The 12,574-nt window shown below is 60.9% G+C and carries 10 protein-coding genes; 5 read left to right on the top strand and 5 right to left on the bottom strand.

Annotation, left to right across the window (positions count from 1 at the left end):
• Nucleotides 1-2: 2 nt before the first annotated feature.
• The 3 genes from HQL44_16020 to HQL44_16010 form a co-directional block, all read right to left on the bottom strand.
• Nucleotides 3-2,105, bottom strand: a complete 2,103-nt coding sequence (locus HQL44_16020; GenBank protein ID MBF0270091.1) for a regulatory protein NosR — start codon at nt 2,103-2,105, stop codon at nt 3-5.
• 248 nt (nt 2,106-2,353) lie between these two features.
• Complete coding sequence (locus HQL44_16015) at nt 2,354-2,836, bottom strand: Hpt domain-containing protein (protein MBF0270090.1); 483 nt, start codon at nt 2,834-2,836, stop codon at nt 2,354-2,356.
• Complete coding sequence (locus HQL44_16010; protein MBF0270089.1) at nt 2,833-3,366, bottom strand: response regulator; 534 nt, start codon at nt 3,364-3,366, stop codon at nt 2,833-2,835. The genes HQL44_16015 and HQL44_16010 overlap by 4 nt, the downstream gene beginning before the upstream one ends.
• A gap of 229 nt (nt 3,367-3,595) precedes the next feature.
• On the opposite strand from HQL44_16010, the gene HQL44_16005 reads away from it, so the two are divergent.
• Nucleotides 3,596-3,964 carry a hypothetical protein gene (locus HQL44_16005; GenBank protein ID MBF0270088.1) on the top strand — a complete coding sequence of 123 codons (369 nt, stop codon included), beginning with the start codon at nt 3,596-3,598 and terminating at the stop codon, nt 3,962-3,964.
• Here the strand turns inward: HQL44_16005 and HQL44_16000 are convergent.
• Both HQL44_16000 and HQL44_15995 read right to left on the bottom strand, forming a co-directional pair.
• Entirely contained in the window at nt 3,945-5,567 is a 1,623-nt protein-coding gene (locus HQL44_16000) for a sensor domain-containing phosphodiesterase (GenBank protein ID MBF0270087.1), read from the bottom strand. The two genes, HQL44_16005 and HQL44_16000, sit on opposite strands and share 20 nt — an antisense overlap.
• A gap of 221 nt (nt 5,568-5,788) precedes the next feature.
• Nucleotides 5,789-7,846 carry a bifunctional aldolase/short-chain dehydrogenase gene (locus tag HQL44_15995; GenBank protein ID MBF0270086.1) on the bottom strand — a complete coding sequence of 686 codons (2,058 nt, stop codon included), beginning with the start codon at nt 7,844-7,846 and terminating at the stop codon, nt 5,789-5,791.
• 152 nt (nt 7,847-7,998) lie between these two features.
• On the opposite strand from HQL44_15995, the gene HQL44_15990 reads away from it, so the two are divergent.
• Genes HQL44_15990 through asnB form a run of 4 tightly spaced genes read left to right on the top strand, consistent with a single transcriptional unit; the run spans nt 7,999 to nt 12,572 of the window.
• Nucleotides 7,999-9,174, top strand: a complete 1,176-nt coding sequence (locus HQL44_15990) for an acetyl-CoA C-acetyltransferase (protein MBF0270085.1) — start codon at nt 7,999-8,001, stop codon at nt 9,172-9,174.
• A gap of 54 nt (nt 9,175-9,228) precedes the next feature.
• On the top strand, nt 9,229-9,954 hold the full coding sequence (phbB, locus tag HQL44_15985) for an acetoacetyl-CoA reductase (protein ID MBF0270084.1): 726 nt from the start codon (nt 9,229-9,231) through the stop codon (nt 9,952-9,954).
• Nucleotides 9,955-9,967: 13 nt separating this feature from the next.
• On the top strand, nt 9,968-10,825 hold the full coding sequence (locus HQL44_15980) for a DMT family transporter (protein MBF0270083.1): 858 nt from the start codon (nt 9,968-9,970) through the stop codon (nt 10,823-10,825).
• 13 nt (nt 10,826-10,838) lie between these two features.
• A complete protein-coding gene (gene asnB, locus HQL44_15975; GenBank protein ID MBF0270082.1) occupies nt 10,839-12,572 on the top strand; it encodes an asparagine synthase (glutamine-hydrolyzing) in 1,734 nt (577 codons plus the stop codon).
• Nucleotides 12,573-12,574: the final 2 nt, after the last annotated feature.

The following is a 12,574-nucleotide window of genomic DNA, read 5'->3' as shown; positions in this document are numbered from 1 at the left end:
CTTCAGGCGCCTGATTGCGTGGCCTCGGCCGCCTTCTTGCGTCCCAGCTTCTTCAACAAAAGCGGCGTGCAAGAATCGTGATCGTGATAGACGACCTGACAATGCAGGCAGTAGAGGCATTCGTTGGGGTTGATCTGTCCGTCGGGATGAATGGACTGAACCATGCATTCCTTGGCGCATTTCTGACACTCGAAGCCGCACTGACGCCTGCGCTTGAGCCATTCGAACAGGCGCATGCGCCCGGGAATGGCCAACGCAGCGCCCAGCGGGCACAGATAACGGCAATAGAAGCGCTCAATGAAGATGCCTGCCGCCAGCGCGACTAGGGCGAAGGCAACCCAGTACCATTCGCGCGCGAAATGCAGCAGCCACACGGTCTTGAACGGCTCGATTTCGGCCAGTCGCTCGGCGCTGGCCAGCGAGTAAAGCGACACGCCCATCAGCGCCACGAAAACCACGTATTTGAACGCCCACAACCGCTCGTGCCAGGCGAACTTCAGCGTCACCTGCGGCACGCCCAAGCGTTTGGCTCCCGCACTAATTAATTCCTGCACGGCTCCGAAGGGACAAAGCCAACCGCAATAAGCGCCGCGCCCCCAGAACAATAGCGAGATGGCGGTGGCGCACCATAAGATGAAGATCAATGGTTCCAGCAAGAAGAAATCCCAGCGAAAGCCGGTGACCAGAGCGTGGCTGAAGGTGAAGACATTGACCACCGACAACTGAGCGCCTGCATAGACGCCGATCCACAAGGTGGTGAAGGCCAGGAAAGCCATGCGCAGCCGGACGAACAGTCGCGGGCGCTTCACTAGCAGGTCCTGGAAAAAGAAGATCAGGGTCAGAATGATCAGCGATAGGCTGAGAATGGCGACATCGACAAGACGGTTGCGCCAAATGCCCTGCCACAGCGCATCGGCTTCCGGCTCGATTTCGGCTGGCGCCTGCTCGATCAGGTCGGGCGGCGGAATGTAATCGAGCGCGAATGCCGTATAGGCGCGATCCTTGCCGCCCGTGTCGCGCTGGACCAACAGTTCCAGGCGCCAGGGCTTGGCCGGATCGAACTCGGCGCTTGGCGGCAACTTGAACAAGCCGATTTCGGGAAAGTTGGGAGCGCCCTCGGCCTCGACGGCGCCCATGCGGCGATAGACCTTGTCGTTCAGCCGGATCGATATGCCTTCCTGGATAACCTGGATGCGGTCGAAGATGCCGCCCCGCACATAGCCCGAGCCGCGAAAGGAATAGGTCCCTTCGGCGGCAACCAGGATGGCGGGTTGCTTCGGCTCCAGCCAAGCCTGCATCGCTTCGTACTCGGCCGATCCCAGCACATTGCGGCCGATGATCTCGGGCGAGACAAGGGCGATGTGCAGATTGATAAATGTGTCGTCCGGCTTGTGCGCCGCTCCGTGGGCTTCGGGGCCGATACCGATCGCCTTGAAGGCTTTGTCCACCTCGCCATGCGTCAGCGCAAGCCTGCGCACGGAACCGTCGCCGATCAGCGTCTGCCAACTCTTGGCTGAGAATGGAACGTCGCGAATGACGTCACGAGGACCCGAAGCGCCTGACGTGAACCCAGCCAGACCGCGGCTACGGGCGATTTTCAGCGCCGTGCGCAGCACGCCGTCGTCGATCACGATCACGGAAACGGTCGCGCCGCTGACGATCTCAACCGCCGGTCGCTTGGCGCCCGGCGCCGTAACCTCGATCACGCTTTTGCCGACATAGGCGGCGGCGAAATCGAACAGTTTCTGTTCGGGAATGCCCGCCAGCAGAATGGGTTCGTGATGTTCGATCACCTTGGCGCCGACGATGATCCCGTTGACGTCCATGGCGGCCCGAAGGCGAATGGGCTTGCCGGAATAGCCGATGTCGCTGGTGACGAAGACGTATCCGGCTATCTTTCCGTTCTTGAAGGCGGGGATCGCGGGCGGCGTTCCTTCTTCGGGTCCAAAGGAATCCGCGCCGGGAAACACCTCGGCCAGCGGCACATCTTTCTCGAACGCTCCGAAATTCGCCTGCGCTTGACCCGCCGCCAGCAACATCGCCATCAGCACGATAAAGCGAGATGCGATCTTTTGCAGAGCGCCGGATTGACCTCCACGCATCATGGTCTCCTCTTGCAACCCAACAAAGTGGGCTGGCGAAAGGATTATCCCAGTTGGTCGGCTTTATGATTTGACTGTTGTCAATCTGCGATCGCACATATTTCTGCGCGCAGTTGACAATCGTCAATCATGCGCGCCCCGGCGGCCATTTCGGCTTGACCATTGTCAAGTTTCCGCTCGGTCTGACTTTGCAATTGTCGTGACCGTCATCAAGCGAAGAAAAGGCATCTGAGAAATTATCTGTGATTTTCTCACTTCACCAGCTTGGCCAAGCTGTCGATCAGCACGTCTCCAGCCTTTCCGCCATCGCCCATCATCTTTTTGCCTTCGACCAGAATCAGGGCGTTCACATGCACGGTGACGATTTCCGCCGTGCGCATCGACGGCGCTGGCGTGTCCTTCAGGAATTTTTGCAGGTAATCGCAAATTTCCGTCACCAGCCCATAGCCGAATTGCCCGCCCTGCCCCTTCATGTCATGCGCCAGGAAACGAAGCTCCTCCATGGTTTCCGCTGAAGGCACGGCCGTAAACTGTACTGAAAGCTCCCTGAGACGGTCAAGGTCGCGGGCAAGGCGTTGCGGATAGTCCTTGCCTGCAAGCGCCACGACGTCCTGGGTTTTCTTGAGCGCTTCTTCCAGGCTGCGGGCAATGGGCGGCGCCTTCTTCTTCAAACTGTCCGAGGGCGGATCGATGAAGACGTCGGGGGCTAGCGCGTTGTCGTTCTCAGGCGTCATGACGCCGTCGCCGCGAAAAGGTCGTCGTCCTGATTGCGCCGCTTCGGCCCTTCATAGCTGGTTTTGTCGTGGCGGTGCCTGCAAGGGCCGATATATTTCGGCGCGCGCACAAAGGGGCGCGGGCGCAAGATCACCTCTTCGACGCGCTTGTACAACTCGCTGGCCGAAATGGGTTTGGTCAGAAATTCCGTCACCCCCTGGTCGCGGGCCAGACGGACATTCGCCGCCGTCGAATGGCCGGAAACCATGATGACTGGAAGGGTGCGTTTTTCGACCGTCGGCTGCCTGCGGATCAGCCGCACCAGTTCCAGCCCGTCGATGGGGCGCATTTCCCAATTGGTGATCACGATATCCACCGCCTTGTGGTCGATAATGGCCAGGGCGTCTGCGCCTTCATCGGCTTCCAGGAATTTCTTGGCGCCAAAGCAGCGCAAGAATTCGCGCAACATGGAACGCACATCCCGATTGTCGTCCACCACTAGAAAGGTGAGACCGGACAGATCAAGCATGCGCTCTTTTGTCTTCATCATACCGCCGAGCAGGGACAAATTCGTTTTCAAGAATAACCGCCCGAGGTCAATTTATCCAGACGGTATATAAAATCTTGTTTCGCGCCAGACGGTTCCGGGAGACGGCAAGTACAGCATCGATAACCTTTGCCATCTTTGTCCAGCCCCCTTTTTCCCCCCAGCACGCTTCCTACATATGTGGCTGAGGGAAATCGCGGTCAAACAGGCCGCAAAGAGCAAAGGCGGCACCATGGGCAACCAGGCAGAACGGCGCAAACACATCCGCTATCTGGCGGAGAATTTGATAGTGGAGATCGGCAACAACAGCTATCCGGTCGTCAATATTTCGACCGACGGCATTCTATTCAAGGCAACCGGCTTTTTTCCCGGCAACCCGGTCAGCCTGATCATTCGCTCGACCAAGAACGAAGCGGAATTCATCAAGGCCGAATGCAAGGTGATCGAAGTGCGCGCCGACTGCGTTCACACCGAATTCGCCAAACCCACCATGCCGCTCATGCATTTCGTGATCGGCCAGATCGGCCAAGCGATGGGCGTCAAGCCATACTATTTCAAGACGGGAGAAAGCCGGACAGGCACTAACCCGGGCGGCGCTTGAACAAGTTGATGTTGGGCAGCGGATTGAAATCGGTCAGGTTGGCCGAAGGCTTGCCGAACAGAAAGCCCTGCACGTAATCGCAGCGGCAATCGCGCACGAAGGACAGAGTTTCCGGCGTGTCGATCATCTCGGCGATGGTTTCAACGCCCAGGCGCGTGCACAGTTCGGTCAAGGCCGACAGGAAGGCGCGTCCCTTGGGGGCCTTCTGCGCGTTCTTGACCGCCGAGCCGTCGATCTTCACCACATCGACTTCCAGCGCCGACAGATATTGGAAGCTGGCCGCACCCGCGCCGAAATCGTCCAGGCAGACATGATGGCCTTTCTTGCGCAGGGCCTGAATGAAGGAATTGGCGGCTTCAAGATCGCTCATGCGCGAGCTTTCGGTGATCTCGAACATCAGCTTGCCCTGGGTCCAGGGATTTTCCTTGATCAGCTTGTGCAGCGCCTCGACATATTGCGGCACGCCGATCGAGAAGCCCGAAATATTCACGGCAACCCGGTATTTGTCGTTGTTGCGCGGCATCTTGGACAGCCAGTCCACCACCTTCTTGGCCATCGCCAAATCGAAATCGTGGATCAGGCCGGTTTCCTCGGCGAAAGTGATGTAGCGATAGGGCGATTCGCCGGGAACCGCGGTATTGAATCGGCACAAGGCTTCATAGTGATGCACGTCGCCGTTCTTGATGTCGATGATCGGCTGAAGGGCCACGAAGAACTTGCCCTCCGCCACCACCCGCTTAAAGCCGTTCACTTCCGAAACGCCCTTGGCGACCAGCGTTTTGATGTTGGTCGACAGATCGGCCAGATTGAAGCCCTTGCCCGCCTCGCGCTGGAAGCTGTTCATGGCGTAGAGCAGTCCCTTGGCCATGTCCTCCTGCGTCAGGGTCTCGGCGCCTTCCATATTCAGGCTGGCGGTATCGATCTTGACGCCCTCGCCCTTGGGATCGGCCGACTTGGCCAATTCCTGGATCTGGGCCGTCAATTGGGCCATGTCCAGCGAGTTCTGATGGACCAGCGAGAATTGGTTGTCGCCGATCTGGGTGGCCGCGTCGCCGTCCACCGCATTGGCGCGCAAGGTCTCGCCGACCCTGGCCAGCAGATTGTCGGCCACCGCCCCAGGCAGGCGGCCCTTCAAGTCGCCGAAACCTTCCAAGGACAGAATCGACACTTCGGCCTTTTGGCCCATCTCGGCCAATTGTTTGATGCGCTGGCTGGCGGTTTCCGAGAAGGCCTCGTGATTGACCAGCCCGGTCTTCTCGTTGCGCTCCACCCGGTCGGTGGCAGAACTCATGCTTCCCGAACGCATTCTCAACGCCACATAGAAGACGCCGTCCAGGCAATAGCCCGCCGCCATCACTGGCAAAGGCAGGCCCTGCTTGCGCTTCAGCTTCAAGATGCTGGTGTCGAAGCGCCCGCGCTGCGAGACGCCGCGTAGGAACTGCTGCACATCGGGCAATTCCTCGGGGATGAACAGCTCGGCGAAATTGCTTCCCACCAAGTCAGCGGCCTTCTTGCCGACGAAAGGCTCGGTCGCGCCGGTGGCGAAAGCCAGCTTGCCCGACTCGTCCATCTCGAACAGAAGATCGGCCCAGCAAAAAGACATCGCCAAATAACGGTCGCGCTCGGGCCTTGTGCCGTTCGCAACCGGCTGGGAAGCCTGCTTCGCCACCGGTTTGGCGGCGGCTGGCGGCTTTGGCGCAGGCGCCGATTTTGCCGGGGAAGGAGGCGTTGCCGATGCGTTCATATCGGCACCATAAAAGCCCTAGTTTCTTTCCGGAATCAAGCCATGAATTCGTATTATTTCGTACTATAACTTGTCGAAAGTCATCGCATGGAAGCCTCGATATTGCCGCCATCCACCGTGACCACGCAGGCCGTGGTTTTGCCCGCCTTGGCCAGATCGACAAAGGCTTGCGCCACATCCTGGCCGTCAACCTCGCGGCCCAACAGATTTCCTGCCATGTAGTCAGCCACCGAAACGCCCCTGGCCTTGGCGCGCGACGCGATCATGGCGTCGGTCAGCAGGCCCGAGCGGATGCGGTCGGCATTGACGGCATTGGCGCGAATCCCCTCGCGACCATGATCCAGCGCATATTGCTTCATCAAGAACAGGGTGGCGGCCTTGGGCAGACCATAGGGGCCGAAATCCTTGCCGGGATTCACAGCTTGTTTCGAAGTGTTAAATAGCAAGCACCCGCCCGTGCCCTGGGCGCGAAACAGGGCGACGGCGGCTTGCGAAACGCGCTGATGCCCCCAGAAATTCAAATCGAAACTGCGACGCAGCACCGCTTCGTCCACCGTTCCGATCCGCCCCTGCCAAGCGGCACCCGCATTCGAAACCAGAATATCCAGGCCGCCATGGATTTCGGCGATGCGGTCGAAGGCCAGCTTGACCGAATCGGGGTTGGTAACGTCGCAGGCCAGGGCCAATCCCTTGACCTCACGCGCGATGTCCTGAGCGGCCTGCAAGTTCAGATCCAGCACCACCACTTCGGCTCCCTCGCGGGCGAAAGCCCTGGCCACCGCCGCCCCGATGCCCGAGCCGCCGCCCGTCACCGCCACCACTTGGCGGGCCAGAGATTTCTCGGCCCCTTTGCCCAGCTTGGCCTGTTCCAGCGACCAATATTCCATGTCGAACAGCTTGGCCTTGGGGATGCTTTCGAATCGGCCCAGGGCGGTGGCGTCGGTTACCACCGACACGGTGGTCTCGGCCAGATCGGCGGCAATCTTGGCGTCTTTCCTGCTGGCTCCCAGGCCGAACAGGCCTAAGCCCGGCACAAGAATCACGCGCGGCATCGGGTCCAGCATTTTCTTCTTTGGCTGGGCCTTGGCGTTGTGTTTCTCGAAATAGGCCCGGTAGCTGGCGACATAGCGCGCCAACGCCTGATCGACCCCTGCGGCGAAGTCGTTCAGCTTGCCCGTTTCCGGGGCGGGAACCACCAAAGGCCAACCCTTGATGCGAATGACGTGATCGGGCGTCACCGTTCCGACCGACGAAATGCGCGCCACGTCGCGCCCGTTCACATAGGCCAGAATCTCGGGGCTGGCGCGGAAATCCATCACTTGGCGCTTGTAGGCGCCGTTGCCCAGATCAAGCGCCATGCGGCCGCGCAAGATGGGGGCGACTTCGGCCAAGGCGGCGATCTTCTTGGGTTGGCGGGCTGGCATGAAAACCCGCGCTTTCTTCTTGCGGGCGCTCGCCAGATAGCGCTCGGCCATCGAGACGAAACGGATATGACGCTCATAGGCTTGCCTAGCCGTGTCGCCGAAGGTGAACAGCCCATGTTTCAACAAGAGCAAGCCTTGCACCTTGGGATTGGCCAGAAACGCCTGCCTCGCCTTTTTGGCCAGCGCGAAGCCCGGCATGATGTAGGGCACCAGCGCCAGACGTTGGCCGAACACGGCTTTCGCATGGTCCTCGCCATTGGGCTGATCGGTCAGCGACAAAATGGCGTTGGCGTGGCTGTGGTCGATGAACTTGTGGGGCAGAAAGGCGTGCAGCAGCGTTTCCACCGACGGATTGGGCGAGGATGCGTCCAATAGATTGATGCGTTGGAAATTGACCATGTCCTCGTCGGACAGTTCTTTCAGGGCCGACAATTTCTGAAGCGGCTGCAGGCGGACGGCGGGCAGGCCCGCCGGTTCGATGTCGCCCATGTCCCAACCCGATCCCTTGACGCACAGCACATCGACGGATTCGCCGCCCCTGGGAGCCATGCGGGTCTTGACCGATGTGTTGCCGCCGCCATGCAAGACCAGCCTGGGTTCCTGGCCTAAAAGCCTTGTCGTGTAGACGCGCAGCGCCAAATCCTCGCCCAAACCCTGGGCGCCGTAACGCTTGATCGCTTCTTTGGCAGATTTGTCCGACCACTGGCTTTTCATACCGACCTCGTCAAGATGTGCTATATGTCGAAGGTTGAATGAAGCATCCACCGGCTTGCCGGGCAAGCGGTTTCTAGCAAATTGCGGTTGACGCGGCCCGCTCAACCGCCAAACTAAGACTCATCCGCCCATTTCCATTTGGAGACAGTTCCATGACCGATATCGTGATTGCCAGCGCCTGCCGGACCCCCGTCGGCGCTTTCTCGGGTTCTTTGTCCGGTTATCAGGCGGCTGGCCTTGGGGAAATCGCGATCCGCGAAGCGCTGGCCAGGGCCAACGTCGCTGCGGCCGATGTCGATGAGGTGCTGATGGGCCAGATCCTGACTGCGGGCAACGGCATGAACCCGGCGCGCCAAGCGGCCTTGAATGCCGGACTGCCGCAAGAATCGTCGGCCATGACGATCAATCAAGTCTGCGGCTCGGGCCTTCGGGCCGTGGCGCTGGGCATGCAGTCGCTGCTGGCGGGCGATTCCGCCATCGTGGTGGCGGGCGGCCAGGAAAGCATGAGCAATTCGCAGCATGCCGGTTATTTGCGCGGCGGCATTAAGATGGGGCCGATGAACTTCGTCGACACCATGATCGTCGACGGCCTGACCGACGTCTTCAACAACTACCACATGGGCATCACCGCCGAGAACGTGGCCAAGGAATTCCAGATCAGCCGCCTGATGCAAGACGAATTCGCGCTGGCCAGCCAGAACAAGGCCGAGGCAGCCATCAAGTCGGGACGTTTCAAGGATGAAATCGTGCCGGTGAAGATCATGGTCAAGAAGGAAGAAAAGCTGTTCGACACCGACGAGTTCGTGCGCATGGGCGCTACGCTTGAGGGCCTCCAGAAGCTGAAGCCCGCTTTTGCGAAGGACGGCACGGTAACGGCCGGCAACGCTTCGGGCATCAATGACGGCGCAGCCGTCTGCGTGCTGATGACCGCCGCCGAAGCCGCCAAACGCGGCATCAAGCCCTTGGCCCGCATCGCCAGTTGGGCCACGGCGGGCGTCGACCCCAAGGTCATGGGCACCGGCCCCATCCCCGCTTCGCAAAAGGCGCTGAAGAAGGCAGGCTGGAATCACCAGGATCTCGACCTTATCGAGGCCAACGAAGCCTTTGCCGCGCAAGCCATCGCCGTCAATCAGGGCATGGGCTGGGATACGGCCAAGGTCAATGTCAATGGCGGCGCCATCGCCATCGGCCATCCCATCGGCGCTTCGGGCTGCCGCGTGCTGGTGACTTTGATCCACGAACTGGCCAAGCGCGACGCCAAGAAGGGCTTGGCCACCTTGTGCATCGGCGGCGGCATGGGCATAGCACTTTGCATCGAACGTGGCTGACATACCAAAACGCATTCAACGATAATTAAAATGTAAGTAAAGGAGAGACGCATCATGACTGGACGCATCGCATTGGTTACCGGGGGCACGCGCGGCATCGGCCGCGCCATCGCCGAAATGCTGAAGGAAAAGGGCTATCGCGTAGTGGCCAATTTCCACGGCAATTCCGAAGCCGCGCAAAAGTTCACCGAGGAAACCGGCATTCCGCATTACCGCTTCAACGTAGCCGACTATGGCGAATGCAAGGCGGGCATCGACAAGATCGTGCATGAAATCGGCCCGATCGAGATTCTGGTCAACAATGCCGGCATCACCAAGGACGGCACGCTGCACAAGATGGATTATGACAGCTGGGAAGACGTGATTCACACCAACCTGACCAGCTGTTTCAACCTGTGCCGCTTGGTCATCGATTCGATGCGCGACCGCGGCTTCGGGCGCATCGTCAATATCGGCTCGATCAACGGCCAGGCCGGACAGTACGGCCAAGTCAACTACGCCGCCGCCAAGTCGGGCATCCACGGCTTCACCAAGGCGCTGGCCCAGGAAGGGGCGGCCAAGGGCATCACCGTCAACGCCATCGCGCCCGGCTATGTCGATACCGACATGGTGCGCTCGGTGCCGCACCACGTTCTGGAAAAGATCATCGCCAAGATTCCCACCGGACGCCTGGGACGCGCCGACGACATCGCCAGGGGCGTCGTGTTCCTGGTCGCCGACGACGCCGATTTCATCACCGGTTCGACCCTGTCCATCAACGGCGGCCAGCATATGTACTAGGGCCGCAAGGCGTTTGTTGTCCCCCACCCTTACCGGCGCCATCGCCATTTTGCTTTGGGGCACGCTGGCCGTTTTGACGGCGGCCAGCGGACCGGTGCCGCCCTTTCAACTGACGGCGCTGACCTTCGGCATCGCTGGCCTGACGTCGGTAGCGGTCTGGCTTATCCGGGGCGACAATCCGCTTGCCCATTTCCGCCAGCCCTGGCTGGCCTGGCTGGTCGGCATCGGCGGCTTGTTCGGCTATCACGCCCTGTATTTCCTGGCCCTGAAACTGGCCCCGCCGGTCGAGGCCAGCTTGGTCAATTATCTCTGGCCGCTGCTGATCGTTCTTTTTTCCGCTTTCCTGCCCAATGAGCGCCTGCGTCCCCGCCATGTTCTGGGGGCGGGACTGGGTTTCCTGGGGGCGGCGCTGGCCGTGACCAAAGGCAGCCTGTCGGGCTTCGATCCCGCTCACCTGCCCGGCCATCTGGCGGCGCTGGGCTGCGCCGTTGTCTGGGCCGCCTATTCGGTGCTGTCGCGCCGTCTGAAAGCCGTGCCCACCGACGCAGTGGGGGCCTTTTGCGCCGCCACCGCGCTCTTGGCCCTGGCCTGCCATCTGGCCTTTGAAGCCACCATCTGGCCGCAAGGCCTTCAATGGCTGGCCGTGATCGCCTTGGGGCTGGGTCCGGTCGGCATCGCCTTCTTTCTGTGGGACTGGGGCTGCAAGCACGGCAATATCCAAACCCTGGGCACGTTGGGCTATTTCACGCCGCCCATCACCGTGGGCATGCTGATCGCCTTCGGCTTGGCCGAGCCTTCGCTGTCGATTCTGGGGGCGCTGGTTCTGATCGTGGGCGGCGCTTGGATCGGGACGAGAGCGCGCCTCGCATGATATAAGCCCCTCCATGTGTGGCATCGCTGGCATTTTCGGCATCGATTCAAACGCTCCCCCGGTGGATGCGGGCGAGTTGACCCGTTTGCGCGACGCCATGGAGAAGCGCGGCCCCGACGGCCACGGGCAATGGATTCATCCGACGGGAAAGATCGGGCTGGCGCATCGCCGCCTAGCCATCATCGATTTGAATCCCACCGGCGCCCAGCCGATGCATTCGGCGGATGGCAGGCTGGCCGTCAGCTTCAACGGTGAAATCTACAACTACCGCGACTTGAGGGCGGAACTGGAGGCCAAGGGCTGCGCCTTCAAATCGAACAGCGATACCGAAGTTTTGCTGCATCTGTACGCCCAGGAAGGGATGGGCATGCTTACGCGCTTAAAGGGCATGTTCGCCTTTGCGCTGTGGGACGAAGCCAGGCAAGGCCTGTTCCTGGCCCGCGACGCTTTTGGCATCAAGCCCCTTTATATCGCCCGCGCCCAAACGCGCATCGCCTTCGCCTCGTCGGTCAAGGCGCTGCTGACCTTGCCCTGGATCGATACAACACCCGAACCGGCGGGCCATGCCGGTTTCTTCCTGTGGGGCCATGTACCCGAACCCTATACGCTGTATCGCGACGTCCGCGCCCTGCCCGCTGGCTCAAGTCTGTGGATCGAGGCAGGCGGCCGCGCCCAAGAATCGCGCTGGTTCGATCCCGCCACCTTGATGGCGGATGGAAAATCCACGGGCGTCGGCCTGCAAGAAGCGCTGTCGGAATCGGTTGCGCGCCATCTGGTGGCCGACGTGCCGGTGGGATTGTTCTTATCCGCTGGCCGCGATTCCGCGACCGTGGCCGCGCTCGCCTGCGAGAGGGGCGAGGCCTCGCAGATCGACGCCATCACGCTGGGATTCGCTGAGTTGGCGGGCACGCCCGCCGATGAAGCGCCGCTGGCGCAAGTGCTGGCCCGCCATTTGGGCGTGCGCCACAGCATCCGCCATGTTACGCCGGACGAATTCCATGACTGGCGGTGCCAAATTCTTGAAGACATGGACCAGCCCAGCATCGACGGCGTCAATAGCTGGCTGGTCGCCAAGGCGGCGCATGATCTGGGATTGAAGGTGGCGCTGTCGGGCGTGGGCGGCGACGAAATGTTCGCGGGCTATAACACGTTTGCGCAGGTTCCGGCCATCGCCAGCCGCCTGTCCTGGGCCGCCAACTGGCCCGGCTTTGGCCGCAGCTTCAGGAAGGCCCTGGCTCCCTGGATTGGCGCCGTCACCTCGCCAAAGGCGGCGGGGTTGCTGGAATATGGCGGCACCTTGGCCGGAGCCTATCTGCTGAAACGCGGCCTGTTCATGCCCTGGGAATTGCCCGGCTTGTTGGGCGAAGACATGGCACGCCAGGGGCTGGAAAGCCTAGCGGCGCTGGCGCAACTGGAGCGGAGAATTTCAGGACTGACCCGCGACCGTGACCGCATGGCGGCCCTGGAAATCGGCAATTACATGAAGAACCAGTTGCTGCGCGACACCGACTGGGCAGGCATGGCGCATGGGCTGGAAATCCGCACACCCTTGGTCGACGCCGCGCTATTTGAGAATCTGTTGCCCTTCAGGACCAGCAAAGCCGATATGGCGGCCACGCCCAAACGTGCGCTGCCGCCCGAAATTCTGCACCGGGGAAAAACCGGCTTTTCCGTGCCCGTCGCCCGCTGGATGGGCGAGCCAAATTTGCGCGGCTGGGCCAGGGCGGTGCATGGGGCGTTTGGTTAACA

It is taken from the genome of Alphaproteobacteria bacterium (assembly GCA_015231795.1).
Lineage (GTDB): Bacteria > Pseudomonadota > Alphaproteobacteria > Rhodospirillales > WMHbin7 > WMHbin7.
Note: the sequence above shows the minus strand (reverse complement) of the source record. Positions and strands in the feature narration are given on the sequence as shown.